Origin of the sequence: Prosthecobacter sp., assembly GCF_046154365.1 — a bacterium.
Taxonomy (GTDB): Bacteria; Verrucomicrobiota; Verrucomicrobiia; order Verrucomicrobiales; family Verrucomicrobiaceae; genus Prosthecobacter.
Genome location: NZ_JBJXFV010000189.1, coordinates 65,531 through 90,194 on the forward strand (window position 1 = coordinate 65,531; position 24,664 = coordinate 90,194).

General features: G+C 60.2%; 29 protein-coding genes. 18 read left to right on the top strand and 11 right to left on the bottom strand.

Annotation, left to right across the window (positions count from 1 at the left end; genetic code table 11):
- Positions 1-153: 153 nt before the first annotated feature.
- Genes proB through ACKVY0_RS24875 form a run of 4 tightly spaced genes read left to right on the top strand, consistent with a single transcriptional unit; the run spans position 154 to position 3,554 of the window.
- Positions 154-939: a glutamate 5-kinase gene (gene proB, locus ACKVY0_RS24860; protein WP_409217561.1), complete on the top strand. Its 786-nt coding sequence runs from the start codon at positions 154-156 to the stop codon at positions 937-939.
- Positions 940-956: 17 nt separating this feature from the next.
- Positions 957-1,811 carry a formyltetrahydrofolate deformylase gene (gene purU / locus ACKVY0_RS24865; protein WP_409217562.1) on the top strand — a complete coding sequence of 285 codons (855 nt, stop codon included), beginning with the start codon at positions 957-959 and terminating at the stop codon, positions 1,809-1,811.
- A 9-nt stretch (positions 1,812-1,820) separates the two neighbouring features.
- Complete coding sequence (gene plsY / locus ACKVY0_RS24870; RefSeq protein ID WP_409217563.1) at positions 1,821-2,483, top strand: glycerol-3-phosphate 1-O-acyltransferase PlsY; 663 nt, start codon at positions 1,821-1,823, stop codon at positions 2,481-2,483.
- A 33-nt stretch (positions 2,484-2,516) separates the two neighbouring features.
- Positions 2,517-3,554 (top strand): NAD(P)H-dependent glycerol-3-phosphate dehydrogenase, encoded by a 1,038-nt coding sequence (locus ACKVY0_RS24875; RefSeq protein WP_409217564.1) that lies wholly within the window; start codon positions 2,517-2,519, stop codon positions 3,552-3,554.
- 1 nt (position 3,555) lies between these two features.
- On the opposite strand, the gene ACKVY0_RS24880 is transcribed toward ACKVY0_RS24875, so the two are convergent.
- Positions 3,556-4,560, bottom strand: a complete 1,005-nt coding sequence (locus ACKVY0_RS24880; protein WP_409217565.1) for a mevalonate kinase — start codon at positions 4,558-4,560, stop codon at positions 3,556-3,558.
- A gap of 116 nt (positions 4,561-4,676) precedes the next feature.
- Between ACKVY0_RS24880 and ACKVY0_RS24885 the strand changes: the two genes are divergently transcribed.
- The 8 genes from ACKVY0_RS24885 to ACKVY0_RS24920 all read left to right on the top strand — a co-directional run bounded on the left by ACKVY0_RS24885 (position 4,677) and on the right by ACKVY0_RS24920 (position 11,017).
- Positions 4,677-5,534, top strand: a complete 858-nt coding sequence (locus ACKVY0_RS24885; RefSeq protein ID WP_409217566.1) for a class I SAM-dependent methyltransferase — start codon at positions 4,677-4,679, stop codon at positions 5,532-5,534.
- Positions 5,535-5,577: 43 nt separating this feature from the next.
- Entirely contained in the window at positions 5,578-6,498 is a 921-nt protein-coding gene (locus ACKVY0_RS24890) for an ABC transporter permease (protein ID WP_409217567.1), read from the top strand.
- The gene (locus ACKVY0_RS24895; RefSeq protein WP_409217568.1) at positions 6,491-7,456 is read left to right on the top strand and encodes an ABC transporter permease; all 966 of its coding nucleotides are present in this window, start codon (positions 6,491-6,493) and stop codon (positions 7,454-7,456) included. Before ACKVY0_RS24890 ends, ACKVY0_RS24895 begins: the two co-directional genes overlap by 8 nt.
- A 129-nt stretch (positions 7,457-7,585) precedes the next feature.
- Positions 7,586-8,194 carry a PEP-CTERM sorting domain-containing protein gene (locus tag ACKVY0_RS24900; RefSeq protein ID WP_409217569.1) on the top strand — a complete coding sequence of 203 codons (609 nt, stop codon included), beginning with the start codon at positions 7,586-7,588 and terminating at the stop codon, positions 8,192-8,194.
- A 50-nt stretch (positions 8,195-8,244) separates the two neighbouring features.
- The gene (locus ACKVY0_RS24905) at positions 8,245-9,297 is read left to right on the top strand and encodes an NUDIX domain-containing protein (protein WP_409217570.1); all 1,053 of its coding nucleotides are present in this window, start codon (positions 8,245-8,247) and stop codon (positions 9,295-9,297) included.
- Positions 9,298-9,304: 7 nt separating this feature from the next.
- Positions 9,305-9,661 (top strand): dihydroneopterin aldolase, encoded by a 357-nt coding sequence (locus ACKVY0_RS24910; protein ID WP_409217571.1) that lies wholly within the window; start codon positions 9,305-9,307, stop codon positions 9,659-9,661.
- Between the two features lie 96 nt (positions 9,662-9,757).
- Positions 9,758-10,072, top strand: a complete 315-nt coding sequence (locus tag ACKVY0_RS24915; RefSeq protein WP_409217572.1) for a hypothetical protein — start codon at positions 9,758-9,760, stop codon at positions 10,070-10,072.
- A 36-nt stretch (positions 10,073-10,108) separates the two neighbouring features.
- Positions 10,109-11,017 carry a peptidylprolyl isomerase gene (locus ACKVY0_RS24920; protein WP_409217573.1) on the top strand — a complete coding sequence of 303 codons (909 nt, stop codon included), beginning with the start codon at positions 10,109-10,111 and terminating at the stop codon, positions 11,015-11,017.
- Between the two features lie 14 nt (positions 11,018-11,031).
- Here ACKVY0_RS24920 and ACKVY0_RS24925 read toward each other — a convergent pair whose 3' ends face one another.
- Positions 11,032-12,561, bottom strand: a complete 1,530-nt coding sequence (locus tag ACKVY0_RS24925; RefSeq protein WP_409217574.1) for a PQQ-binding-like beta-propeller repeat protein — start codon at positions 12,559-12,561, stop codon at positions 11,032-11,034.
- A 103-nt stretch (positions 12,562-12,664) separates the two neighbouring features.
- Here ACKVY0_RS24925 and ACKVY0_RS24930 point away from each other — a divergent pair, with 103 nt between their 5' ends.
- Genes ACKVY0_RS24930 through ACKVY0_RS24940 form a run of 3 tightly spaced genes read left to right on the top strand, consistent with a single transcriptional unit; the run spans position 12,665 to position 14,147 of the window.
- The gene (locus tag ACKVY0_RS24930; protein WP_409217575.1) at positions 12,665-13,672 is read left to right on the top strand and encodes a ThuA domain-containing protein; all 1,008 of its coding nucleotides are present in this window, start codon (positions 12,665-12,667) and stop codon (positions 13,670-13,672) included.
- Positions 13,673-13,693: 21 nt separating this feature from the next.
- Positions 13,694-13,894: a type II toxin-antitoxin system HicA family toxin gene (locus ACKVY0_RS24935; RefSeq protein WP_409217576.1), complete on the top strand. Its 201-nt coding sequence runs from the start codon at positions 13,694-13,696 to the stop codon at positions 13,892-13,894.
- Positions 13,895-13,907: 13 nt separating this feature from the next.
- A complete protein-coding gene (locus tag ACKVY0_RS24940) occupies positions 13,908-14,147 on the top strand; it encodes a pilus assembly protein HicB (protein ID WP_409217577.1) in 240 nt (79 codons plus the stop codon).
- Positions 14,148-14,155: 8 nt separating this feature from the next.
- On the opposite strand, the gene ACKVY0_RS24945 is transcribed toward ACKVY0_RS24940, so the two are convergent.
- From ACKVY0_RS24945 to ACKVY0_RS24955, 3 genes are all read right to left on the bottom strand, one after another.
- On the bottom strand, positions 14,156-14,932 hold the full coding sequence (locus tag ACKVY0_RS24945; RefSeq protein WP_409217578.1) for a transporter substrate-binding domain-containing protein: 777 nt from the start codon (positions 14,930-14,932) through the stop codon (positions 14,156-14,158).
- A 95-nt stretch (positions 14,933-15,027) separates the two neighbouring features.
- Positions 15,028-16,977, bottom strand: coding sequence for an NAD(+) synthase (locus tag ACKVY0_RS24950; RefSeq protein ID WP_409217579.1), 1,950 nt, complete (start codon positions 16,975-16,977; stop codon positions 15,028-15,030).
- Between the two features lie 347 nt (positions 16,978-17,324).
- On the bottom strand, positions 17,325-17,858 hold the full coding sequence (locus tag ACKVY0_RS24955; protein ID WP_409217580.1) for a thiol-disulfide oxidoreductase DCC family protein: 534 nt from the start codon (positions 17,856-17,858) through the stop codon (positions 17,325-17,327).
- A gap of 173 nt (positions 17,859-18,031) precedes the next feature.
- Here ACKVY0_RS24955 and ACKVY0_RS24960 point away from each other — a divergent pair, with 173 nt between their 5' ends.
- The 3 genes from ACKVY0_RS24960 to ACKVY0_RS24970 are packed head-to-tail and all read left to right on the top strand — an operon-like array spanning position 18,032 to position 18,897.
- Entirely contained in the window at positions 18,032-18,310 is a 279-nt protein-coding gene (locus tag ACKVY0_RS24960; RefSeq protein ID WP_409217581.1) for a hypothetical protein, read from the top strand.
- The gene (locus tag ACKVY0_RS24965; protein ID WP_409217582.1) at positions 18,307-18,681 is read left to right on the top strand and encodes a hypothetical protein; all 375 of its coding nucleotides are present in this window, start codon (positions 18,307-18,309) and stop codon (positions 18,679-18,681) included. The genes ACKVY0_RS24960 and ACKVY0_RS24965 overlap by 4 nt, the downstream gene beginning before the upstream one ends.
- 30 nt (positions 18,682-18,711) lie before the next feature.
- On the top strand, positions 18,712-18,897 hold the full coding sequence (locus ACKVY0_RS24970; RefSeq protein ID WP_409217583.1) for a hypothetical protein: 186 nt from the start codon (positions 18,712-18,714) through the stop codon (positions 18,895-18,897).
- A 381-nt stretch (positions 18,898-19,278) separates the two neighbouring features.
- On the opposite strand, the gene ACKVY0_RS24975 is transcribed toward ACKVY0_RS24970, so the two are convergent.
- The 6 genes from ACKVY0_RS24975 to ACKVY0_RS25000 form a co-directional block, all read right to left on the bottom strand.
- Positions 19,279-21,498 carry a choice-of-anchor D domain-containing protein gene (locus ACKVY0_RS24975; RefSeq protein ID WP_409217584.1) on the bottom strand — a complete coding sequence of 740 codons (2,220 nt, stop codon included), beginning with the start codon at positions 21,496-21,498 and terminating at the stop codon, positions 19,279-19,281.
- A gap of 146 nt (positions 21,499-21,644) precedes the next feature.
- The gene (locus ACKVY0_RS24980) at positions 21,645-21,944 is read right to left on the bottom strand and encodes a type II toxin-antitoxin system RelE/ParE family toxin (protein ID WP_409217585.1); all 300 of its coding nucleotides are present in this window, start codon (positions 21,942-21,944) and stop codon (positions 21,645-21,647) included.
- Positions 21,941-22,171 carry an addiction module protein gene (locus tag ACKVY0_RS24985; protein ID WP_409217586.1) on the bottom strand — a complete coding sequence of 77 codons (231 nt, stop codon included), beginning with the start codon at positions 22,169-22,171 and terminating at the stop codon, positions 21,941-21,943. The genes ACKVY0_RS24980 and ACKVY0_RS24985 overlap by 4 nt, the downstream gene beginning before the upstream one ends.
- Positions 22,172-22,392: 221 nt before the next feature.
- Positions 22,393-23,034: a DUF1361 domain-containing protein gene (locus ACKVY0_RS24990; protein WP_409217587.1), complete on the bottom strand. Its 642-nt coding sequence runs from the start codon at positions 23,032-23,034 to the stop codon at positions 22,393-22,395.
- 312 nt (positions 23,035-23,346) lie between these two features.
- Positions 23,347-24,417, bottom strand: coding sequence for a 23S rRNA (adenine(2503)-C(2))-methyltransferase RlmN (gene rlmN, locus ACKVY0_RS24995; RefSeq protein WP_409217588.1), 1,071 nt, complete (start codon positions 24,415-24,417; stop codon positions 23,347-23,349).
- Positions 24,418-24,461: 44 nt separating this feature from the next.
- A partial coding sequence (locus ACKVY0_RS25000) for a hypothetical protein (RefSeq protein ID WP_409213553.1) occupies positions 24,462-24,664 on the bottom strand: 203 nt, incomplete at its 5' end.

The window sequence follows — 24,664 nt, forward strand, 5'->3', positions numbered from 1 at the left end:
GGCGGAAGCGAGTTCCGCTACACCCATGATCACGTTCGCCAAACTGTCCGTCAGTTCAGCGTGGCGCTTCGTTGCCGCAGAGCTTGGCATGCTTTTGCGCTTTGCATCAAAGCGCATCCCGCCATATTCGCCGCCCTTCGTTTCCACTGACTCATGGCACCCAAGCGCATCGTTCTCAAATTCGGCTCTGGCATCCTCACGCGTAAAGACGCGCCTGAGCCGGATCCTGTGCAGTTGCGCAAGCTCGTTGAGGCCGTCGCCCTGCTCAAACGGGCCGGGCATGCCGTCGTCGTCGTCAGCAGTGGTGCCGTTGCCTCCGGTTTGAAGCCGCTCGACTTCAAACAGCGTCCTTCGGACGTGACCACGCTCCAGGCGCTTGCCGCCGTGGGCCAGACGCATCTCATGCATGCCTATGAGTCGCTGCTGCGCGATCACGGCCTGCACGTGGCCCAGCTTCTCGTCACGCACGAGGACTTCGAGAACGCTGAGCGTGCGCCGCGCATGAGAGCGGTGCTGGATCGACTCATCGAGTTCTCCCAAGTCGTGCCCGTCATCAATGAAAACGATTCTGTCGCCATCGAAGAACTGCGCTACGGCGACAACGACAAGCTTTCCTCCCGTGTCGCCCGCTTCTGGGGCGCGGATGTTTTGATCCTGCTCACCAGCGCCCCCGGACTGCTGCGCGACATGAAAAAGCCCGAGGAAGGGCCGATTCCCGTCGTCGAAAACGTCGATGACGTGATTCATCACGCCGAGGAGGAAAAATCCACGCTCGGCACCGGCGGCATGATCTCGAAGCTGCGTGCAGTGCAGGATGCCGTGCATGGCGGTGTCGAGTGCATCATCGCCTCCGGCCGTCATGCCGAGCAGATTCCATCCTTGATCGAAGGAAAAGGCATCTGCACCCGCTTCCCCGCAAAACTGAGCACTGAGCACTGAGCACTTCCCCCCCCCGCATGTCCGACATCGCCACACTCCTCATCCACTGCCCGGACCGTCCCGGGCTCGTGCATGATGTCACCGGTTTCATTTCCTCGCATCAGGGCAACATCATCGACCTTCAGCAGCACATTGATCCCGACCAGAACGCCTTCTTCATGCGCCTGGAATGGAGTTTGGAGAAGTTCACGCTGGAGAACGAGGAGATCGAAGCCCGTCTGCAACCGATGGCACGCCGTCATGAAATGCAGATGCGGCTCAGCTTCGCCAGCCAGCGCAAACGCATCGCGTTGTTCGTCACGAAGGAAAACCACTGCCTCTACGACCTTCTCGCCCGTCATGAATCAGGCGATCTGCCGGTGGACATTCCGCTTATCGTCGCCAATCACGAAACACTGCGGCCTGCGGCGGAGCGTTTCGGCATCCCGTTTCATCATTTCCCAATCACCAAGGACAACAAGGCCACGCAAGAAGCCGCGCAGATCGAACTGCTGCGCCAGCATCGCATAGACACCGTCGTGCTGGCCCGCTACATGCAGATCATCAGCCCGGCGATGATCGCCGAGTTTCCGCATGGCATCCTGAACATCCACCACAGCTTCCTGCCCGCGTTCGTCGGTGCCAAGCCCTACCATCAGGCCTTCCAGCGCGGGGTGAAGATCATCGGTGCCACCAGCCACTACGTCACCGCCGATCTCGACGAAGGCCCGATCATTCATCAGGATGTCATGCGTGTGAGCCATGAGGACAGCGTGAACGATCTCGTGCGCCTCGGTCGTGATCTGGAGAAAAACGTGCTCGCCAAGGCGTTGTGGTGGCACGTCCGTGATCGTGTGCTTGTCTTCAAGAACAAGACCGTGGTATTTGAATAATACTCCACCATGACAACCACCACCGCCATCCTCGCCAGCGTCGTCTGCGGTTATCTCAGCGGCTCCGTGCCGTTTGGTTATCTCGCCGGAAAATTGAAGGGCATTGACATCCGCCAGCACGGCAGTGGCAACATCGGTGCCACGAACGCGATTCGTGTGCTGGGGAAGGGGGTCGGCATCCCGGTCTTCCTGCTCGACATGTTCAAAGGCTGGCTGCCCGTGTGGCTGGCGGCGAGCTGGATCGCGCATACGGGTGCGCCGGTCGAACTGGTCTCCTTGGGTAAGGTGCTGGCAGGTTTTGCGGCGGTGATCGGTCACATGTTCACGTTCTGGCTCGGCTTCAAAGGTGGCAAAGGCATCGCCACCACGGGCGGTGTGCTGCTCGGCATCTCGCTGGCCGGGATGATCGGCGGCTGGATCGGCTTTCTCACGTTTCTGTTCGCATTTCGTTATGTCTCGCTTGGATCGCTGGCCGCAGCGGTCGGCGTTCCCACGGCGATGGCCATTCAGATGTGGCGTGAAGGCCGCTGGGACTATGTGCTGCTCGGCTTCGGCATTACCGTGATGATTCTGGCCTTCATCCGTCATCGCTCCAACATCCAGCGCCTGCTCGCAGGCACGGAGAGTAAGGCCTTCGTGAAAAAGCCTGCCAGCAAGCCCGTGGATCAGTAGCTCAGTGGGACGGCCATTCTTTTCATCACCGCCATGCCAACCGACACACTGATGAACCGTCCCACTGACACACTGCGGAGCGCCACAGTCATTGGTGCCGGAAGCTGGGGCACCGCGCTCGCTTTCATCTTGTCACTGCGTGGACTCCAGGTGCAGTTTTGGGGCCGTGATGAGGAGTTGATGGCCCAGATTCGCACGACACGTCGCAATGAACGCTATTTGGCGGATCTGGTGCTGCCAGACAGCATCGTGGTCACGTCCGATCTCGCCGCATTGCAGCCTGCGGACATGCTGGTGTTTGTCGTGCCATCCAAAGCAATGCGCAGCACGGCAGAACTCGTTGGCCAAAGCAACGCCGCTTCCAAGGCGCGTGTGCTGGTCTCCTGTGCGAAAGGCATCGAACTCGAAACCGGCCGCCGCATGAGTGAACTGATCGGTGAGTCACTGCCCGGCATCCCGCTGGCCGTGCTGACCGGCCCGAATCATGCCGAGGAAGTCGCCAACAAACTCGCCACCGCCGCCGTCGTGGCCTGCGCTGACGATGACATCGCCAAGGCGGTGCAGTCCTGCTTCACGCTGCCGTTTTTCCGCACCTACACCACCGATGACATCACCGGCGCTGAATGGGCCGGAGCGATGAAGAACCCTTACGCCATCGCCGCCGGCATCGCGCTCGGCCTGAAACTCGGCGACAACGCCATCGCCGCGCTCGTCACCCGCGCCCTCGCCGAAATGGTGCGCCTCGGTGTCGCTGAAGGCGGCAAGATCGAAACCTGCTATGGCCTGAGTGGCGTCGGTGATTTGATGGCGACGTGTTACTCCGAGCACAGCCGCAATCACCGCGTCGGTCTCCTGCTCGGCCAGGGCAAGGCGCTCGACGACATCATTGCCAGCACGCGCATGGTCGCTGAAGGCGTGCCGAACACCGCCAGCCTCCATCGTGCCGCCAAAGCCCGTGGCGTGCGCACGCCGCTGCTCGACGAGATCTACGCCATCCTGCATCAAGGCAAGTCCGCCAAAGACGGCATGCGCGCGCTGCTTTCCCGCGATCCGCGGCCAGAGGCGGATTGAATCACGCCACCGGCAGCACCTGCGGCTTGATCACTGCCACGCTCATCGGTTCCAGCACCGCCTTCAGCTTCGCAAGCATCGCTTCATCCTCGTAGGTGCCGACGATGGCACCGCCGCTGCCGGTGAACTTGGCGCTGGCACCGACGCTGCGGGCACCCTCGACCATATCGACGTTGCCCTGGCTGAGTTTGCAGATGCGGCGGCGGAGATTGAAGTTCTCATTCAAGATCGGCCCGATCTCACGTCCGCGTCCCGCGGCGAGGAGGTCGCGCACCTGCTGGGCGTAGCCAGCCCAGGTTTTCATCGCATTGACCACCTCCGTGTCACCGACGTTCCAGCGGGCGCGCAGGTCGTTGTGCAGCACCTCGGTGCCTTCGCTCAAGCGAGTCGTGTAAGCCACATAGACCGGCGGGAGTGATGCAGGGTCGAGTTGCTCATAAATGCCATGGCCATGCTTCGCAATGTGGTCGCGGTCGAAGTCCATGAACACGACGCCCTCGTAGTTCTGGATCACGCGGTCCTGCAACCCCGCAGGGATGCCGAGTTCCTCGTTCTCCACCGCCAGCACGAGGCTGGGGACGATGTCTCGGGGGATTTCGACGCCGTAGAAGTCCATCAACGCACGCCAGCAGGCGGTGATGATCGCGCTGGAGCCGGCCATGCCGACCTGCGGCGGGATGTTCGTGTGGTAGCGCAGCGTGAAGTTGCGGTCGTGCATCGGATGACCGTGCTTCTGGCAGTATTCGAAGAAGCGCTTCACGCCCGCCTTGAGCAGGCGGATGCCGCCGTAGTAACCGAACTGCCGCACGTTGCGCGTCAGATCCGCGATGCTTTCGAAGACGGAGTCATCCCGTTCACTCGGCGAGATGCGCAGCTCCGGCGACTCAAACAGCGTCACCTCCGCCCAGAAGTCACGGATGATGAAGGAAACGGTCTTGCCGAAGTAGCCATCCGAGGGATTTCCCACCAGTCCGGCGCGGGCATAGGCTTTCTTTTTGAGGAGCATGGTTGGTCGGGGTGGGTGGAATAAAACGCGAAAGCTAACGACTGCCCTCTGCGCTGACAAGATTAAAGACGTTCGTTGATTCAATCCCGATTTGAGGCCATGAGCGTGGTCATCCCATGTCTGATCCCAACGGCTATGAACTCCTCGACAGCGGCGCTTTCCAGAAGCTGGAGCGCTTTGGCAGCGTCGTGCTCTCACGGCCCTGTGCCCAGGCCGTCTGGCAGCAGAGCCTTCCTAAAGCCGAATGGCAAAAGGTGACCGCCACCTTCTTCCGCGATGGCGGCAATCAATGGCGTGGGCGCGACAAACTTCCCGAAACCTGGACCATCGAGGTCGATGGCACGAAGTTCCAGCTCAGCTCGACCGACTTCGGCCACCTCGGCATCTTTCCCGAGCAGCGCGATCAGTGGCGGCGCATTCGCGAAACGTGTGCGGAATATGCCAAGCGCCATGGCCGCCCCGCTCGTGTGCTCAATTTGTTTGCTTACTCCGGCGGCAGCACGTTGGCTGGTGCGCTGGCCGGTGCGGAGGTCTGCCATGTGGACGCCTCGAAAGGCATGGTTGATTGGGCACGCAAGAACGCCGGGCTGAACGGTCTCGAAGAAAAACCTGTGCGCTGGATCGTCGATGATGTGACGAAGTTCCTGGAGCGCGAACTGCGTCGCGAACGCCAGTACGACCTGCTCATCCTCGATCCACCCAGTTACGGCCGTGGCGCGAAGGGCGAGGTCTTCAAAATCGAAAACGATTTGCCGCCGTTGCTCTCGCTGCTCGGCAAACTCATGTCTCCCCAGCCGCTCGGCGTGTTGCTGTCCTGCCATACCCCGGAACTGACGCCCCTTTCGCTGCATCACATGTTGCTCCAGCAATTCGGTCGCAACGGCGGCAAAGTGGAGCACGGCGAAATGCAGCTTCGCGGTGCCGCGAACGTTTTGCCTGTGCCCAGCGGCAGCTTTGCGTGGTGGCTCGCCTGATTGAGCATTCGACATTCCGCCTTCGTCATTCGACATTTTCCCAATGTTCAGCTTCCTCCTCCGCCGCGCCTTCAGCAGCGTGATCGTGATCTTCTGCGTGATCTCGATCACGTTTGTGCTCGCACGGATCACGAAGGGCGGCCCGTTTGACAAGGAAAAGGAACCGCCGCCGCACATCAAGGAGGCGCTGCTCACGCGCTACAAGCTCAACGGCACCGTGTGGGAGCAATACACCGCCTATGTCGGCTCTCTCGTGCGCTTCGATCTCGGTTTGTCCACGCGTTATCGCGACTGGCGTGTTTCTGAGCTGCTGCGGCAGAAAATGCCGAACTCCTTCGCGCTTGGCTCGTTGGCTTTCGTCATCGCGAGCTGTGCCGGCGTCTTCCTCGGCAGTGTCGCGGCAATGAAGAAGGACACCTGGATCGACCGCTCGGCCATGTTCGGCGCGCTGCTGTCCATCTCGATTCCTTCATTCGTCAGCGGCCCGTTTTTGATTGCTGTGGTCGCACTCTGGCTCGGTTGGCTGCCGGTCGGCGGTTGGGGGACGTTGCAGCAGATGATTCTGCCCGCGATCTGCCTCGCCGCACCCTACATCGCCTACGTCGCCCGGTTGATGCGCAACAGCCTGCTCGATGTCTTGAAAAGCGACTTCCTGCGCACCGCTCGTGCCAAAGGACTCACCGAAACACAGGCGGTGGCCAGACATGCCGTCAAAGTGGCGATTCTGCCCGTCGTGACCTTTCTCGGCCCGCTCGCAGCGCACTTGCTGACCGGCTCGATGATCGTCGAGAGCGTCTTCAACATCTCCGGGGCCGGCATGATCTTCGTGAACTCGATTCAGAATCGCGATGTCTTCCTGCTCGGCGGTGCTGTCATCGTTTACTGCGTGCTGCTCGTGCTCTTCAACCTGTTCGTGGACGTGCTCTACACGCTGCTGGACAAACGCATCAAACTTTATGCCTGATGCCGCCGCTCCAGCCCGAATTGCCCGGCCCGATGGCTGGCAGATCCTCAAGCGCAATCGCGCGGCGCTCATCGCGCTTGGTTTTCTCGCCGGATTGTCGCTCATCGCCATTGTCGTGCCGATGCTGCTGCCCGAGGCGCTGAAAGTCACCAGCAGTGCCTCGTTCGTGCCGCCTTCGGCGCAGCATTTCCTCGGCACGGACGTCAACGGCCAGGACATGCTTTACCGCCTGCTGGCCGGTGCGCGTGTCTCGCTCGGCGTTGGTCTGGTCGGAGCGCTCATCAGTCTCGTGATCGGCACGCTCTACGGCATGATCAGCGGCTACGCGGGTGGTCGTGTCGATGCCCTGATGATGCGCACCGTCGAAGTGCTGCAATCCGTGCCGCGCATCCTGTTCATCATGATCCTCATCGCCGCGCTCGATGATTATGTGAAGGAGTGGATCGATGGCTGGCGCTTGCTCGCGCAGAAGAACAACTCGCCCAACCTCGCCGCCACCATGAGCGACTGGAAGGCTTATTCCAAGGTGTTGGTGATGATCGTGTCCCTCGGACTCGTCGAATGGCTCACCATGGCCCGCATCGTGCGAGGTCAGGTGCTCGTGCTGCGGGAGATGACCTTCGTCACCGCCTCCCGTGCGATGGGGCAGAGCCCTTGGGGCGTGCTGCGTCGTCATCTGCTGCCAAACCTGAGCACCATCATCCTCACCTACCTCACGCTGACCATTCCCGCCGTCATCCTCGACGAATCCTTCCTCAGCTTCCTTGGCCTCGGCATCGAAGACCCCGCTGCAAGCTGGGGTTCGCTGCTCAAAGACGGTGCGCAGGTCATCAACCCGCTCGAAAGCAAATGGTGGCTTCTCGTCTTCCCCGCCCTCCTCATGTCCGCCAGCCTCCTCGCCCTCAACTTCCTCGGCGACGGCCTGCGTGATGCGTTTGATCCGAAGAGCGGGGAGTAGCCATGAATTCAGAACCGGAGTTCAACAGGAGCAGCAGTCGAGCCTGAAATCGTTGAGGCGAAGGTTTAGAGAAAGAAATCAACAAGCCATGTTGACAATAATGGTTATAATTTGTATAATTATTACAAGATGTCATACCAAAGTCTTGTCACGATGCTTGCTGTCCTAGTCCTGCCTTTCGGCACGGCGAAGGCGTTGAACTGGAATGAAATGATCAATGGCGAGCTGTCGAACGTCGGTAACGCGCCGACTTTCATCCTGTTCACGGAAGGCTCCAACTTGATCGAGGGCACCATGGGCAGCCTGGGCGGGGTGGGGCCGCTGGATGCCGATGTCTGGACGTTCACGATCGCCGCAGGTTACTATCTGACGGGCATCAGCTTAGCGAGTTATTCGGCACCCACTTCGGGACTTGATTCCTTCATGGCGATTGACGACGCCACGACGATCAACATGAGCGATCCCTCACAGCATCTGAGCAACGGCTTGTGGACCGAGGAACTGGATGGTTTTGGCAACACCTATACCGACCTGATGGCCATCCTCGACGCCGGACCGATGTTTGGCGGCACCGGATTTGACGGGCCGATTGGGCCTGGGGACTACACGTTCTGGGTGCAGGAAGGTTCGGAACAGATTGAGTACTGCATCAATTTTGTGGTCACGCCCGTGCCTGAGCCGGGCAGCGCCCTGCTGCTGGGGCTGGCGGGCATGCTGATGCTGCGTCGCAGGCGCTGAATGCGCATGGCAGTTTGCAAAGCTCTGTCGCCGCAGCTAATGCGCCGCGCATGATTCGGAACCTCCTGCTCGACTGGTCCGGCACGCTGGCGGATGACCTCCCCAGCGTCCTGCGTGCCGTGAATGGCATGCTGGGCGCCGCCGGACGTGCGGAACTGACGCGCGAGGAGTTTAAGGCGCGCTTTCGGCTGCCCTACACCGAGTTTTTCGAGGAAATGTTGCCTGGGGTCTCGCTGGAGGAGTTGCAGCGGCTCTATCTCGCGCATTTTCCGCATGTGCATGAAGGTGTGGAACTGCTGCCGCATGCGGCCGAGTTCATCCGCTACGCCGCCGCCACGGGACGGCGTATGGTGGTGCTCAGCAGTGCGCCCATGCAGCATGTGGCGGCTCAGGCGCAGGCGCTCGGCGTGCGGGATGCGTTTGAGGTCATGCGCTGCGGCGTCATCGACAAACGCACAGAGATTCACACCCTTCTGGCCGAACTCGACATGCAGGCCGCTGAAACCGCCTTTATCGGCGATATGCGTCATGACATCGACGCAGGCAAGGCCGCCGGGGTCGTCACGATCGCCACCTGCACGGGTTACGAGAGCGCGGAAGTGCTGCTGACGGCATCGCCTGACATGCTGGTGCAGGACCTCGCACGGCTGCCCACCTTGCTCGGTGGTTTGGAGGTGCGTGATGTCGGTCATCCCGTTGCCACCGTGGGTGCGCTCATCTTGAACCGGGCAGGGGAGCTGCTGCTGATTCGCACGCACAAATGGAGTCATCGCTGGGGCATCCCTGGTGGCAAAATCAAACGCGGTGAGAGTTGCGAGCAGGCGTTGATCCGCGAGATCACCGAGGAAACGACACTCAAGTTGAGCAACATTGAATTTGTCATGGTGCAGGACTGCATCGAGCCGCCGGAGTTCCAACGTTCCGCGCATTTTCTGCTGCTTAACTATGTGGCGCGTTGCCAGGATGAAGCGCCACAGGTTGTCTTGAACGAAGAAGCGCAGGCGTTTCAATGGCTGCCGCTGGCCGATGCCTTGCGGGTGGATTTAAACATCCCCACCCGCATTCTCATCAACGAATGCGTGCGCCGCGGACTTGTGCCATGATCTCCGCATGAATCCGCCCGATGAAATCCGCATTTCCGCCCTGCGTCTGACCACGCACATCGGCGTTCCCGAGGCGGAGCGTGCTGCCAGCCAGGTGCTGGAGGCCGATGTTGCCATTCGCCTTGCCGGCCGCTTCGAGTCGATGAACGATGATATTGCCGCCACCGTTGATTACGCCGCCGTTGCCGCCCGGCTTCAGGCGCTAGCCGTCGAACGGCCGCGCCAGTTGATCGAAACCCTCGCTGCCGAGATGGCGGCCTGTGTGCTGGATGAATTCAAGGTCTCCGGTGTCACCATTGAACTGCGCAAGCACATCCTGCCCGGCACCGATCATGTGGCGGTGCGCCTCGTTCGTGGAATTTGAACCGACGTGCTGCCGGGTGGGTCAGACTTCCATCTTGCCAGCCACAACCACACCGCCTAGTATCGCGGTCACTTTAGAATTCAATCCTGCCAAACAATGACATCTCTGCGCCTCCTTTTTGCCGCTCTGCTTGCCTCGACCACCCTGACTTCCTGTGGTGCCTTTGTGCATGCTGACTCTCGCGAACCCACGGTCTCCCAGCAGGACGCCTATGATGTGAGCTGGGGCCTGCCCGCACGCAAAACGCGCGGCAATCCCAAATTAAAGTATCAATACAATGCCAGGAACGAGATTTCCCAGCCGATGCCAGCCGCACCTGCGGCTCCTGCCGCTCCCGTAGCTGCACCAGCCCCGGCACCTGCGCCAAACCGCGCACCGATCAGTCCGACGATCCCGTCCACTCTGCGCTAGCAGTTCATCTTATCCCCCCTTCAACGCGAACGCCACGTGAAGACCCCGCTCCTGACCTGCCTCCTCGCCATTGGCTGCTGTGCCGCTTTGAACGCCCAGCAGTTGAATGCCCCCAAGATGCTCCTGCCCGGTGGCGCACCTGTGGTCCCGGCGTCACCTGCGACCGAGGTCGAAAAACTGGCCGAGGAAGCGCAGAAATCACTGTACCAGTCGGTGGACAAAGCTGGCGGTGCCTCCAGCACAAAAAGTTCCGTCACATCCACGTCCAATTCGCTGCGCCTGCCTTCCCCGCGACCAGAAGACCCCTCGCTCTGGACGAAAGAATCAACGCACAAGATTGCGGTCATGGAGGTCGCCTTTGGCGGCATGAAGGACACGGTCATGATTGAGCTGTACTCAAATGATGCGCCGCAGACCGTCAACAGTTTCATTGATCGCTGCGACAGCGGTTTCTACAATGGTCTCGCCTTCCATCGCGCCATCGAGAGTTTCCTGGTCCAAACCGGCGATCCGCTCACGTCGGATGAATCCGCCCGTGAAAAATGGGGTACCGGGGGCGAGGACAAGACGCTTCCCGCCGAAATCAAGCGTCCGCATCGCATCGGTGCCGTGGCGATGGCACGCCGGGCCGACTCGGTCAATCCAGAGCGCCGTTCGAACGGCTCGCAGTTCTACATCACCCTGGGTAACTATGCGTCTATCGACAATAAGTACACCGTCTTCGGTCAGGTGGTTTCCGGGCTGGATGCCATCAAACGCATCTCACTCATGCCGGTGGATGCCAACGACTGCCCCGTCGCCCGTATCGAGGTCAAATCCATCAAGGTGATCGATCACAAAGGCCCGCTGCAGGTTGAGCCGGAACTCGCTGGCGACGGTCAGCGTTACTCCAAGCCGAACTCAGCCAGAGGTTTCGTCGGACGCTTTTTGAATCGCGTTTGGTAAGGCGCTGCTCTGCATCACTTCGTCGGCAGCTCAAAGCACACCGCTTCGCGGTCATTGCGCACCAGCAGCCAGCGTCCCGCCAAGGTGGGTGGATTCCAGGTCTTGGCACTCAGCGCTTCGAGGCGCGACACTTCCTCCAGGCGTTCGGGATTGGGCTTGATCAATGCCACGAAGCCTTTCTCCGCCTGGATCAGCAGCCATTGCCTGCCCACCCGAATCTGCTGCCCAAAGCCATAGCGTCCTTCGCGCCAGCCGCGCTCACCGGAGGCTAGATCGACACAGCACAGCGTGCCTTCATCAATGGCATAGCCATGCGTGCCAAACACGCTCGCGCTGCTGAACTTCGTGCGCGGAGCACTGCCGCTCCACACCGGCGAGCAGATCAGCTTGCCACTGGCGTCGGCCTTGATTTCCAGCATATGGCTTTTCAAACCATAGCTGGATGTCACCAGCACACGATCAGGCGCGGTCTGCACCGGCTGCGCGACTTTGGGAAAAGCCCCCGGCCAGTCAAAGCTCCACAACACCACACCTGTGGCCGGATCGTGGCCGGTGACGGAAGCATTGTTCACGTTCACGATCTGCTCGCGCCCTGCCAGCGTCATGCGCACAGGCGAACTGTAACTGCCGCCGTCGTTTCCCGCCCGCCATGCGATTTGCCCATCATCACAACGATAGGCGATGAGTGAGGAACCCTTCTCACCACCGCTGCAAACAACGAAGTCACCCACGATGAGCGGTGATGAACTCTGGGCCCACTGCAGATGGCCGGCGGCGTTCGTGTCCTGCATTACCGCATGACTCCAGCGTGACACACCAGTCACCACATCAAGGCAGTTGAGCAGGCCTGTGGCACCGAGGGTGAACACCACGCCCTTCGCCACATCCACCGTGGGCGTCGCACGCGGCCCGATGCCACCCATCGCTTCATCAAATCGCACCGCATCCGCATGTGACCATAGCAGTTTGCCCGTGGTGATGTCATAACACGTCACGCATTCCTCTTCACCGCGCTGTTCCTGCGTGATCGCACGATTGCCCACCACGGCAAAGCCGGACCAGCCATCTCCCATCGCACTGCGCCACACTTCGCGCGGCGGATGCGCCTTCCAGTCCGTCTGCCAGCCAGGTTCCGGCAGCACGCCGTCGCCCTCGGCACCGAGAAAGCGCGGCATGTCAGCCACACCCACAGATGCAGTCGAGATCGCCGTCGCATCACCCGCGATGTTGTGCAATGCGGGCAGCATCGTCCTCTTTTGCCAGCGCCATGTCAGACTCGGCAACGCCGAGCCATCGGCGGAGCCTTCATAGCGAATCAAAAAGCGGAAGGTGGCCATCACCGCGACAAATCCCAGCACGAACAGCCCCAGCCGTTTCAAGCGCACGCCGCTTCGATGCAAAGCCCACCACAACCCCATCAACAGCAGCCACAGCGGCGTCAGAATCATGAGGCCGCCGGAGCGGAACACATGATCGGTGAGCCAGAGCCAGGACAGCAGGCCAGCGATGATCAGCGTGAGGATGAGAGGAAATTTGGGGATCATGAGGATGGGGAAGGCGATTCATTCTACGCCGGTCGCAGTTCAAAGGAAATGGCTGGCATTCATCCGCGTATGTCTCATCCTCCGCCCGTTCAAGCCTACCACCATGAAACATTTCATTCTTCCATTCATCACCCTCGCTCTCGTTGCGTCCGGCCTGCGTGCCGCTGACCACGTCGTCTATGAACCTGCGGGTGAAGCCAAAGGCAAACACATCGTGTTGCTCGCCGGTGATGAAGAATACCGCAGCGAAGAGGCCATGCCCATGCTCGGCAAGCTCCTGAGCCAGCGCCATGGCTTCAAATGCACGGTGCTGTTCAGCCTCGGAGCCGATGGTACGATTGATCCCACCGCCGGAGCCAGCCTCAGCCATCCCGAGGCGCTCGCTTCTGCCGACGCCATCGTCATGCTGCTGCGCTTCCGTCATTGGGATGACGCCACGAGCAAAAAATTCGAGGCCGCCGTCCATCGTGGCATTCCCATCATCGGCCTGCGCACCAGCACGCATGCCTTCAACGGCTATCCGCAGGACAGCCCCTTCGCCGCCTGGAACTTCGGCAACAACGGCGGCTGGGGTCGCAAATTCCTTGGCGAAACCTGGGTCAGCCACTGGGGCAAACACAAAGTCGAGGCCACCAAGGGCATCATCGAAGCCGCCAACGCCAGTCATCCCATCCTGCGCGGCGTAAGCGACATCTTTGCCAACAGCGACGTCTATGAAGCCGCTCCGCCCCCCGACGCCCTCATCCTGGTGCGCGGTCAGATTCTCCAGGGCATGACTGCTGACACGCCTCCGGCCAGTTACAAGAAAGCCACTGCTGCCAAGGTCGAGCAGGACGTGAACAGTCCCATGATGTCCGTCGCCTGGACCCGTGTGGTCAAAAACGATGCCGGGACTGACAATAAAATCTTCTGCACCACCATGGGCGCCGCCACCGACCTCGCCATCGAAGGCACCCGACGTCTCGTCGTCAACGGCATCTTCTGGGGCCTCGGCATCGAAGTCCCTGAGAAAGCCGATGTCACTCCCGTCGGCGACTACCAGCCCACGATGTACGGCTTCAAAGGCAACAAAACCGGCGTGAAGCCTGACGATCACGCCTTGGCAAAATAACCGTTCACTTTTCCGCACCTTATGCCACGCAAAATCCGCCAGTTGATCAGTGATCTGAATCGGGCAGGTTTTGAGCTGGATCGGCAGAAAGGATCGCATCGGCAGTTCAAGCATCAGGTGTTTCCAGGCATCATCACGCTGAGTGGCGGAGAAGGCGATGATGCGCAGCGTTATCAGGAAAAGCAGATCGCTCAGGCCATTGCACAAACCCTCAAGAAGTGATTAACTTGGAACCATGAAAGCCGAAGATCGTTATCACCGCTTCGTCCGCTGGTCGGAGGAGGACGAGCTTTACATCGGTTACTGCCCGGACCTCTATTTTGGCGGCGTTTGCCACGGTCCGAATGACGAACAGGTCTATGCCGACCTTTGCGGCATCATTCGAGATGAAGTGGCGCATCGCCAGTCACGCGGAGAAGCGCTTCCCGCAGCCTCGGTGCGTGTCACGCGGGATGTGGAACTCGTGGCGGCCTGATTCGGCCATCACTTCAGCTCAAACACAAACGGCAACCCCTGTGCCGCCATCATCTGCTGCTCCTTCGCCATGAAGCGATCGGCCAGGCGTTTGAAGCTGCCGTCCTGCTTCATGCGGGCGATCACCTCGTTTACCTTCGTCTTCAATTCGTCCTGCCCCTGTCGCAGACCGACGGCCCACACCTCCTCGCGCAGCGGGGCGAGCAGCGCGCGTGTCTTCTCCGCATGCCGGGCGTGGTAGTTCATGATGGAAACCTGGTCATAAATCCACGCATCCACGTTCCCGTTCACCACCTCCATCACGCAGGACACATCCGCGTCGAGGGCGATGATCTTGGCGTCCTTCAGGTTCTCCCGCGCCCAGGTTTCGCCCGTAGTGCCCAGGCGGGTGACGATCTTGCGTCCTGGCGTCTTTAAATCGTCCGTTTTCAACACCGTCGAGTCCTTGGCGAGCAGCACCGACAATCCGGTCTTCACATATGGCTCCGAAAAGTCGATCGCCATGCGCCGCTCCGGCGTGGCGCTCATCGACGAGATGACGAGGTCGAGCGAACCCGTCTGCAAGCCCGGTTGCAAGCCCTCGAAGCTGATGTTGCGAAATTCCACCTCACGTCCGAGCGCCTTGCCGATCTCACGGCCCAGTTCGATGTCCACGCCGCTGATCTGGCCGTTTTCATCCTTGAACTCGAACGGCGGATACGTCGCATCCGTGCCGATGATGAGTTTGTCGCTGCGCGAGCAGGCACAGAGCAGAAGTAGGGCGAGGAGAACGGCGAATTGCTTCATGGGATGCAGATGTTGGAACCACTGACTGACACTGATGATCAGATTCAGAAGTTAGTGTTAAGTCAGTGCCAGTCAGTGGTTAAATAAAACGGTGCCTACCCCAGTTCTCCCGCAAAATCACTCGGCATACGCCAGTCACCACGCGGCGAAAGTGCCACGGAGCCGACTTTGGGGCCGTCGGGCACAGAAGAGCGCTTGAACTGGTTTTGCGCGAAGCGTTTGAAGAACAGCGCGAGCCACTTGGCGATGGTTTCGTCGTCGTATTTGCCCGCAAAGGCCTGCGCGGCCAGCCAGCGGATTTTTTCCGCGTTGCTGCCATGACGCACGAAGTGGAACAGGAAAAAGTCATGCAACTCATACGGTCCTATGGTGTCCTCGGTCTTCTGTTGCAGCGATGCATCCGCCGCGAGCGGCAGCAACTCCGGCGTGATCGGCGTGTCGGCGATGTCGCGCAGGATCACGCCCGCTTTGTCAGCGAACGGGCCTTCAGCGCACCATTCGATGAGATAGCGCACCAGCGTCTTCGGCACGCCGGAGTTCACATGATACATCGACATGTGGTCGCCATTGAAGGTACACCAGCCCAGCGCTGCTTCGGAGAGATCGCCGGTGCCCACAACGATGCCGCCGGTCTTGTTGGCGATGTCCATGAGGATCTGCGTGCGCTCACGCGCCTGCGAGTTCTCGTAAGTCGCGTCGTGCTGCGTTTCGGAGTGACCGATGTCGGCAAAATGCTGTCGCACCGCCTCGTTGATCGAAATCGTGCGCAGTTCGATGTTCAGCGCCTCGGCCAGTTTCTCCGCATTGCCCTTCGTGCGCGTCGTCGTGCCGAATCCGGGCATGGTGATCGTCAAAGCTGCGGTCATCGGCATTCCGGCACGCTTCAACGCCTCCAGCATCACCAGCAAGGCCAGCGTCGAGTCGAGTCCGCCTGACAAGCCGAGCACAGCCGTCTTGGCGCGTGCCTGTTTGAGCCTGCGGGCCAGTCCGGTGGCCTGAATCGCGAAAATCTCCTCGCAAACCGCCGCACGATCCACTTTGGCCGAAGGCACGAACGGATGCGCCGAGATCGTGCGCAGCAGTTTGTCATCGCCACCCCAAGCTGGGCCGAGATCAAAGGCAATGCGATGCATCGGCATCGTGCTGGCCTCATCGCGGAAGGAGGAGCTTTTCAGCCGGTCATGCGTCAGATGCTGCACATCGACATCGGCAACGATGTGCCGTGTCTCGAAGGAAAAGCGCTCGCTCTCGCCGAGGATGATGCCGCTCTCCGCAATAATGCCATGCCCCGAATAAACCACGTCCGTGCTCGATTCACCCGCTCCAGCTCCTGCATAGACATAAGCCGCCAGACAGCGTGCCGCCTGCTGCGCCACGAGATGACGGCGATACGGTGCCTTGCCCAAAACTTCCGTGCTGGCCGAAGGATTCGCTAGCAGTGTGGCCCCCGCGAGCGCGAGATGGCTCGACGGCGGAATCACCGTCCACAAATCCTCGCAAATCTCGACACCGAGCACGAAGCCGGTCACATCTTGTGCCTCAAACAGCAGTTCCGCGCCAATGGGCACGTCCTCACCATTCAGTCGCACCGCGGCTGCGCTCAGCGTGTGCGCGGGAGAGAACCAGCGGCGTTCGTAGAACTCGGATGAGTTCGGCAGAAACGATTTCGGCACCAGCCCGAGCACCCGTCCTTTCGCCAGCACCGCCGCCACGTTGTAAAGCCGGTCCTGCACCAGCAGCGGCAGTCCCACGACTAAAACCGACGGCAGATCATGCGTCGCTTGTGCCAGTTCGCTCAAACCGTTCACCGCAGCCGCTCGCAGCGCCTCAGTATGAAACAAATCTGCACAGGAATAGCCCGTGAGGCTCAGTTCCGGGAACACCACCAGCCTGCATCCATGATGCGCCAGCGAGCGTGCCTCACGCGCGAGGATCGCGACATTCTTCCCCACATTCCCCAGCACCAGTTCCGGCGACACCGCCGCCACCCGCACGAAACCAAGTCGTTCACGGGTGTAGGTCGGGGAAGGGGCTGCCTGCTGCATGCGGGAGCTTAGCACGCGAGGTTTAGGGTGCGCGAGAAGTAAGTGTGAGGCAGTCGGGATCACTAAAAGCGCGGCAGCGTCTTGGAGTGCACCAGCCCTCTGGCGCTTTGCGCAGGCATGAGGACGCTCGAAAAGCGCTAGGGAAACACTGATTTAACACCGCAGAGGCAGGAACGCCGCAGAGAAAACCTGCCAGATCAATCCTCTGCGGCGTTCCAAACTCTGCGGTGTGGCTTTAATCAGCGCCTCCCTAGAGGACAAGCGCACTCCAGAACGCTGCCGCGTTGCCGCAGCATTTGGTGGCTGCGTTTGCTTGGGATAAGCGGCAGCTACGGCTTGGTCACAGCTTAACCAACCACTCGCTCCTTCAACTCCGCGGTCGGCATCATGCAGGTCTCGTCTTTGCCGAACCAGCGGTAGCGGTTGCGGGCGATGAAGTAATAAGCGGCATCGCGCAATAAACGCGGCAGCGGTTTGAAGATGAGGGCGAGTTTCCACAGGCCGCCGAGGCTTCGCGCGATTTCGAGACCGGCGTCGCTGGCCTGGAAGGCTCCATGCGGAGTGATGAACAGCATGGCGTTGGGGGATTCGGGATCGAGACCGTGACGGGTGTAGAGTTCACGGCCCAGCGGGCTCTGAATCGGCGCGAACTTGATTTTGCCAGATGGATCGTGGCGTACGATGAAGCGCACGCCGGCATCGCAGAGATGGCAGACGCCGTCAAAGAGCAGCAGGTGGTCGCGGCTGGGATCGTAGTGGGACATGAGTGGATCGGACTCGCTGGAGTCGCAGAGCGACGTTCGTCCGGCAGCCCGGCCTTTCAAGGTCGGGACTTGGCGTGGGGCGCATTTCGCCTGGAAACAGTCGATTGGGGTGTTCATGCGCTGGTCGGCATGATCTCGCCGGCAGACACCGTCCATGCGCAGCGGATGGTTGGGGAACGTTGTCCGTGTAGGACAAAACGCATGGTATCTCGTTACCCGACCGACTCACCCATCACCGCCATTGCGCCATATCCAGTCCGGCATCAAAATCGCGCAGCACCCCGCCTGCCATGCCCACCACGCCACAGCCGTCGCTTCCCATCACGTTTCCAGTCTTCCTTGATGACCGGCCTGCCATCGTGACGCTCGATCTCGCTGATAATGCCGATGTCATCTCCGCCACCCGCTGGCGCGTGCCGCGTGAGCTGGAAAGCGATCCTGCCATGCAGGCCCGCGCTGCCGACGCGCGTGAGTTCACGCTGCTCGCTGCGAAACGCTGGCGGCACTACCGCGACACCACCGCGACACCACCGCCATTGCCCAAACGCTGTCAGGGCTTCGGCAGATGATCGACAGCGACCCGCGCGGCGAGTGTTGCTTCCACCTCAAAGTCACCGCCGACTGGTTCCCCACCAGCCTCGGCGGCGCGATGGTTCGCCGCACCTGGTGCCATCATCTGGTGATCGACTTTCTCTTCGTGCATCCTGCCATCTGCGGCAAAGTCGTGAACATCAAAGGAGTCGGCGTCAAGATTCTACAGGCCGTCTGCATCATCGCCAAATCACTTGGCTGCAAGCGTGTCTGGGGCGAGGCCACCTCCGACTCTGCGCCCTTTTATGCGCTTCAGCTTGGCTGTCCCGTTGAGGATCAGTTCGCCTTGGACGCGCCCGAGATCACCACCTTTGCCTCAAGGCTCGAAACCAAGCGCCGAACCATTTGATCTAATCAACCAAGCGAATTACTCTGAAACATGAACAAACCCCTCCATCTCCTGACCCCGGAAGAAATGGCCGAACTCACTGCCCGGCTCAAAGCTGAGTACGATACCGAAGGCGATCTGCCCATGATCCTCGGCAACCGCAACAACCTGTTCTTCGCCCGCCCCACCCGCCGGCTAAAACCGGCAGTGCGGAAGCCTGCTAAAGCCACGGCTTGATCCGTTGGGCGGGGCCTGGCGGCTGTCTGTCTCGCTCCCCCGGTTCCGTGTTCAGGGGACTCCCGAAACCCCTTTCTCCCACAGATTCAGAGAACCCGCAGATTGTTTTGCCTTCTGAGAATCTGTGGGTTTTCTGAATCTGCGGGATGATGATCCAGTTTTCGGATCTCACCTTCAGGCTAAGCCCAGGTGCCACGCACGATGAATCCCAACGGTCCCGCTGATTCCAAACGGATGTCGGTTGGTGCGTTCATGGGCAGGTCTGCATGATCTCCAAGGCGGCCACCGTCCATGCGCCGCGCAGCGAATGATGCTGGGAGCGCTGGCCTTGATGGACAAAACGTTTTTTCTCGAGTGCTGGCGCTGCAATCGTCAGAGGCTTCACAAACTGGTGACCTTTAGCCGCATAAAAAGTTGAGTGGCCGCGCCTATAGGGACACCGAAGACATGTTGCGGTGACGTGCCGGAATCGGTAGCGGGATGCCAGTCATCTGGCTGCATCGTCGCACTCCACTCCGCGCCATACGTGATGCCGCTGACTCCAGGTGGCTCTATGAAGCTCATCACAAAACTACCGCCGGTGATTTGCGCTTGCGGCAGTTGTCCGCTGCTCGGTTGCTGGGGATTCAGGCCAAAAGCATACTCTAGGATGTTTGGAATGCCGTCGAGGTCATAGTCATTGAGGTCTGCACCGTCGCCACTGTTGGCAGCGCTGCCGAAGTAAGCCAACCGCCAGTCCGAGACGGTTCCGGTCCCAGTTCCAGTGACATTGATTTCAAACGGGTTCTCGTCGCTGTCGTTGTTAGTGATGGACAGCATGGCGCTTTTCGTGCCGCCGCTCGTGGGAGCAAACTGGACGGTGAAGGTAGCTGAGTCGTTCGTTACAATCAGTGACGGTGGCTGTGCAGTGACGATGAACATCGACGCATCCGCACCCGTAACTACCACCCGTGGCGCACTCGTGAGCACGAGGTCATCGGTTCCAGTGTTTTTGATGATGAAAGTCAGACTGCCAGCACTCCCCACATTGAGGCTGCCGAAATCTTGATTGCCACCATCGGTAATGTTTGTCAGTGTAGGTTGTTCAATGACGATTTCAGGAACTGCGTTCTCGAATCCTACGACGGAGTTGGCGGCAGAGACCACGCCGGTGACGCCGAAGCTGCTTGAACCCCAGGTGAGCGCTCCGGCTCCATAACACCAACTGGGACTGTTCACGAGGTAGGCAGTGGTGCCCAACGCCGTGATTCCACCGCTGCCCACAGAGTCACTGGGGTGAGAGCCCACCAGTGAGTTGGCGGCGGAGACCTCACCTTTGACGCCCACGTTGTACGATCCCCAACTAACCGCGCCTGCATTTGGGGCAAGGCCGTTGTCCCACACTGGACTTAACACGAGATACGCCGTTGTGCTCAGCAGAGTGATTCCGCCACTGCCCACGGAATCACTGTTTGTGGTGCCGACCAGTGAATTGACCGCTGAAACCTCACCCTTCACTCCAACACTGTTCGATCCCCATGTGACCGCTCCTGCGCTGGGAACAGCACCGTTGTCCCAGACTGGACTTAGCACGAGATACGCCGTTGTGCTCAGCAGAGTGATTCCGCCACTGCCCATGGAATCACTGTTTGTGGTGCCGACCAGTGAATTGGCCGCTGAAACCTCGCCCTTCACTCCAACACTGTTCGATCCCCATGTGACCGCTCCTGCGCTGGGAACAGCACCGTTGTCCCACACCGGACTTCGCACGAGATACGCGGTGGTGCTCAGCGCAGTGATTCCGCCACTGCCCACGGAATCACTGTTTGTGGTGCCGACCAGTGAATTGGCTGCTGAAACCTCGCCCTTCACTCCAACACTGTTCGATCCCCATGTGACCGCTCCTGCGCTTGGAACAGCACCGTTGTCCCACACTGGACTTAACACGAGATACGCCGTTGTGCTCAGCAGAGTGATTCCGCCACTGCCCACAGAGTCACTGGCTGTAGAGCCGACCAGCGAGTTAGCGGCTGAGACTACTCCGCTAACGCCTGAACTGTTCGATCCCCAAGTGACCGCACCAGCATTGGCAGCAGCACCATTGTCCCAAACGGGACTCTGCACGAGATAGGCGGTCGTGCTCAGCAACATAACTCCGCCACTTCCGATTTGATCACCAGAGGAACTGCCAGTGAGCGTGCTGATAAGCGCTCCCGAGGAGCCACTGTAGAGAGATACTGCTCCCACATTCGCGATTGGCCCCGGCGCATCGTAGTCAGGATCAACGACGAGGTAGTTGCCGTTCGACAAAGTTAAGATTTGCGCGGCCCGTGCTGGAACTGTTAGCATGATCACCACCAGGCCGATGCTCAACGGAATGAGCGCACGCAGTTTGTGACGAACGCAGTGCATTGGAAATGACGTTTCGGTTTTCATCCTACGGTGGCGAAGGCAGAATGAAGCTAAAGTGGCATTTCTACAACTGCCGAAGCGCAAAAACGCAGTGCAGGCTCTCTGCTGGCAGGTTTGGAAATTTGATACTTGATTCATCAGCGTCTCGTTAGCGTGTATATCAGCGGCTCGGACCTTCTTCGGCCGGAAATGACATGAAGAGCCTCCCATGGACCAATGAACGTCAGCCGCCCGGTGACGGGACCGCGTTGCCGTCCGGGATTGTTCAGGGTGGGGTGGCTCCGGTTTCCCAGGAGAGGCCGCTGCGCGCCCACTCCTGGGCTGCATGGCGGGACCGCGTTGCGGTTCAGCGCTGCCTACAGATCGGTGAACGACGAGCGGTAAGCTTCCGGGTGGCGTGCGCTGTGCAGCAAGGCCCCGAAGTAGAGCAGATCGGCCTCCACCAGATAGTAGATGATGTACGGGAAGCGGGGAACGAGGCAGCGCCGCACGCGGCCATCGAAGACACGCCAGCGCAGCGGGTCCGCCTGAATCTCCATGGCCGCGTTTTCGACCGTCTGGACGAAACGGCGACCAAGTGCCTTGTCCTCGGCGCTGTAGCGGCCGGTGACGCAGCACAGCTCCGCCTGGAACTGCTCCGAATAAATCACCTTCATGCCGCAATAACCTTGGCGGCGGCAAACACCTCGTCGTGGCTCAATCCGCGCTCACGTCCGGCTTTGAACGCCTCGAAGCGTCGCTCGACCTCGGCGGCGATGGTGGCGTCGTTGTCCCACTGCGCCGGCAAATCCGCATCGACGGTCTCCCAGATGATTTCAGCCAGAAAACGCCGTTCCTCCGCAGGAAGACGGGCGGCTTGAGCAAAGAGTTCTTGGGTAGCCATGATGATGGATGGTAACGGATCGTCCTTGGAATGCCAAGCGTGGAATTTGGAGAGCTTAAGACGTGAGCCGCGCTGCCAGCATCTCCTCCAGCAGATCGTCCTCAGCGCTCAATGGCTGCAAGACCTTCCCAAGCTGCAACGGAGCCAGATCGAACATTGAACATTGAACTCCCCCGCCTGCAACGCTGGCTTGCTTCAGGCAGGAAGCGCCAAGAAGCAGGTCACTCGTGTTTGCGATGCTCATGCGCCGCCGAAATCCAGAACAGGTAGGCGAAGATGAGCAGGGTGCCGAAGCCGAGGGTGCAGCCCCAGGTGCGCGGGTAGTCGAGAGGATCGGCGAAACGCATGGCGATGTCATTGAGCAGCGTGTGGGGCCGATGGATGATGTCCCAACTGTTCCAGCGCAGGAAGCGGCCGAGGTAGATGCCGAAGCCGCTGAGCGCGAGCGTGGTCAGCGCCGTGCACCAGCCGGTTATGCGCGAGAAACGTTGAGTGAACCAGTGCTGGACGATTTGCAGCGATTGGAAGCCGAACGCGAGCGAGATGAGGCCAAAGGAGAGCAGCATCAGGAGATCGAGCCACTTGGGCACGTTGCCGTTGCGCTCGTTCAGATGCATGAGGTCGGTGAGGACGTAGGGTGCATTCGGGAAGAACAGCAGCCAGGCCGTGAGCAGTGGCGCTGCGAATATCACACGGCGTATTTTTGGCAACGCGAGGCTGAGGGCGAGCGGGATGCCGGCGAGAAAGAGATTCCACACCATGAAGCTGTAGTAAGTGTGACCGGCGAGGCGGATGCGCATGGCGAGCAGCGTGCAGCACCAGACGCAGGCGATGAAATTGAGCAGGAGAAGGCGGAGAGGCATGAAGAGGCATCAATGCTCGGGCGTGCTTCTTGCTGCGGCAAGCGGGTGGTGGGTGTGTGGAGATGAATTCACGTTGGATTCACGGAGTTTTCATGAAGGGCAGTGGAATGATTCAGATCAGAAATTCTTCTGCCCCACTATTCCTTTGCCAAAAGTAAAAGCGCACTCCTGGAACTCAAAATTCCCGCAGATTCAGAAAATCCGCAGATTGGGGGCTGAAAATCTGTGGGTTCTCTGAATCTGCGGGAGAATGAAGTCCTGGAAAGAGCGAATGCCTGGATGATTTACGGGTGTCCCCAAAGTGTCACAAACTCAAGCCGCCTTCCGTCGCGATTGCTTGGTCGCTTTGAGTTGGCCGCAGCCAGCAGCGACATCGATGCCGCGTCTTTGGCGGATGGTGCAGGGAAAACCGGCGTCCTGGAGGATGCGGTGGAAGGCATCGGCGGCGGTGTCGCTGCTTTCGGTGCCGGTGTAGCCCTCGGTGCGGTTGAGGGGGATGAGATTGAGGTGGGCGTCGAGGCCGTGGAGCAAATCGGCGATGCGTTGGGCGTGTTCGGGCGTGTCATTGACGCCATGGATCAAGGTCCATGCGAAGAAGATGCGGCGGCCGGTTTGCGCGTTGTAGCTGCGGCAGGCGGCGATGAGTTCGGCGAGCGGCCAGCGCTGGTTGGCGGGAATCAATTTCGCGCGTTCCTCCTCCGTGGCGGCGTGGAGGCTGACGGCGAGGTTGTAGGGCCGATTCTCCGCCGCCATGCGCAGGATGCCGGGCACGACGCCGACGGTGGAGACGCTGATCTTGCTGGGGCCGATGTTGAGGCCGCGCGTGTCGCAAATTATGTCGAGGGCGGTCATCACGGCGTCGTAGTTGTGCAGTGGTTCGCCCATGCCCATGAAGACGAGGTTGCGCAGGCCGCGTTCGCCCTTCGCACGCAGGATGCGCTGCGCATGCAGCACTTGGGCGACGATTTCGCCGGGACGCAGATGCCGCACGAAGCCCATCTGCCCCGTGGCGCAGAACACGCAGCCCATCGCGCAACCGGCCTGGGTGCTGACGCAGGCGGTGTGGCGACCGGGGTAGCCCATGATGACGGTCTCGATCTCCTGGGCGTCGGCCATGCGCAGGAGGAATTTGTGCGTCAAACCATCGCTGCTGGGCGTGTCGGACGACACGGGCGGCACGTCGAGCGTCCATGAGCCGTCGCTGAGCACTTTCGTGAGCCATTGGCGCAGCGGGGGCAGCAAGTCTTCGCGTGTGAGTGGATCGGCCAGCGCTTTGAAGTACAGCGTGTTCCAAAGTGTGCCTGCATGTGCCGGACGCAGACCTTCCGCCTCGATCAGTTCGCGGAGGTGGTCGAAGGTCAGGTCGTGGAGCGAGCGGGGCATCGGGAAATGACGAATGCAGAATCAATGTCGTTAAGTTAAGGCGATCACAAGTTTTTGTATGCGGTGGGCGCCATGCGTTTGGCGCGAGGCGTGCGCGGATTGGAGCGCCCTGGGCGTATCAGGCAGCGGGCACGTTGGAAGCAGCCGTTCAAGCTGCGCAGCGCTGCGTCGAGCAGGTGTCCCAGCCCTTGCCACAGCAGCTTGGGCAAGTGACGGCACACGGCTGCCAGCGCATGCGTGCGGTTGA

Coding starts and splice junctions, on each gene's coding strand:
- ACKVY0_RS24885 (WP_409217566.1), top strand. CDS start 4,677: ATGTCTGATCCCAACGGCTATGAACTCCTCGACAGCGGCGCTTTCCAG.
- ACKVY0_RS24985 (WP_409217586.1), bottom strand. CDS start 22,171: ATGGCTACCCAAGAACTCTTTGCTCAAGCCGCCCGTCTTCCTGCGGAG.
- ACKVY0_RS24975 (WP_409217584.1), bottom strand. CDS start 21,498: ATGGGAGGCTCTTCATGTCATTTCCGGCCGAAGAAGGTCCGAGCCGCT.
- ACKVY0_RS24970 (WP_409217583.1), top strand. CDS start 18,712: ATGAACAAACCCCTCCATCTCCTGACCCCGGAAGAAATGGCCGAACTC.
- ACKVY0_RS24950 (WP_409217579.1), bottom strand. CDS start 16,977: ATGCAGCAGGCAGCCCCTTCCCCGACCTACACCCGTGAACGACTTGGT.
- proB (WP_409217561.1), top strand. CDS start 154: ATGGCACCCAAGCGCATCGTTCTCAAATTCGGCTCTGGCATCCTCACG.
- ACKVY0_RS24875 (WP_409217564.1), top strand. CDS start 2,517: ATGCCAACCGACACACTGATGAACCGTCCCACTGACACACTGCGGAGC.
- ACKVY0_RS24935 (WP_409217576.1), top strand. CDS start 13,694: ATGCCACGCAAAATCCGCCAGTTGATCAGTGATCTGAATCGGGCAGGT.
- ACKVY0_RS24905 (WP_409217570.1), top strand. CDS start 8,245: ATGATTCGGAACCTCCTGCTCGACTGGTCCGGCACGCTGGCGGATGAC.
- ACKVY0_RS24925 (WP_409217574.1), bottom strand. CDS start 12,561: ATGATCCCCAAATTTCCTCTCATCCTCACGCTGATCATCGCTGGCCTG.
- ACKVY0_RS24915 (WP_409217572.1), top strand. CDS start 9,758: ATGACATCTCTGCGCCTCCTTTTTGCCGCTCTGCTTGCCTCGACCACC.
- rlmN (WP_409217588.1), bottom strand. CDS start 24,417: ATGCCCCGCTCGCTCCACGACCTGACCTTCGACCACCTCCGCGAACTG.
- ACKVY0_RS24955 (WP_409217580.1), bottom strand. CDS start 17,858: ATGAACACCCCAATCGACTGTTTCCAGGCGAAATGCGCCCCACGCCAA.
- ACKVY0_RS24940 (WP_409217577.1), top strand. CDS start 13,908: ATGAAAGCCGAAGATCGTTATCACCGCTTCGTCCGCTGGTCGGAGGAG.
- ACKVY0_RS24880 (WP_409217565.1), bottom strand. CDS start 4,560: ATGCTCCTCAAAAAGAAAGCCTATGCCCGCGCCGGACTGGTGGGAAAT.
- ACKVY0_RS24945 (WP_409217578.1), bottom strand. CDS start 14,932: ATGAAGCAATTCGCCGTTCTCCTCGCCCTACTTCTGCTCTGTGCCTGC.
- ACKVY0_RS24895 (WP_409217568.1), top strand. CDS start 6,491: ATGCCTGATGCCGCCGCTCCAGCCCGAATTGCCCGGCCCGATGGCTGG.
- ACKVY0_RS24910 (WP_409217571.1), top strand. CDS start 9,305: ATGAATCCGCCCGATGAAATCCGCATTTCCGCCCTGCGTCTGACCACG.
- ACKVY0_RS24980 (WP_409217585.1), bottom strand. CDS start 21,944: ATGAAGGTGATTTATTCGGAGCAGTTCCAGGCGGAGCTGTGCTGCGTC.
- ACKVY0_RS24900 (WP_409217569.1), top strand. CDS start 7,586: ATGTCATACCAAAGTCTTGTCACGATGCTTGCTGTCCTAGTCCTGCCT.
- ACKVY0_RS24890 (WP_409217567.1), top strand. CDS start 5,578: ATGTTCAGCTTCCTCCTCCGCCGCGCCTTCAGCAGCGTGATCGTGATC.
- ACKVY0_RS24930 (WP_409217575.1), top strand. CDS start 12,665: ATGAAACATTTCATTCTTCCATTCATCACCCTCGCTCTCGTTGCGTCC.
- plsY (WP_409217563.1), top strand. CDS start 1,821: ATGACAACCACCACCGCCATCCTCGCCAGCGTCGTCTGCGGTTATCTC.
- ACKVY0_RS24990 (WP_409217587.1), bottom strand. CDS start 23,034: ATGCCTCTCCGCCTTCTCCTGCTCAATTTCATCGCCTGCGTCTGGTGC.
- ACKVY0_RS24965 (WP_409217582.1), top strand. CDS start 18,307: ATGATCGACAGCGACCCGCGCGGCGAGTGTTGCTTCCACCTCAAAGTC.
- ACKVY0_RS24960 (WP_409217581.1), top strand. CDS start 18,032: ATGCCCACCACGCCACAGCCGTCGCTTCCCATCACGTTTCCAGTCTTC.
- purU (WP_409217562.1), top strand. CDS start 957: ATGTCCGACATCGCCACACTCCTCATCCACTGCCCGGACCGTCCCGGG.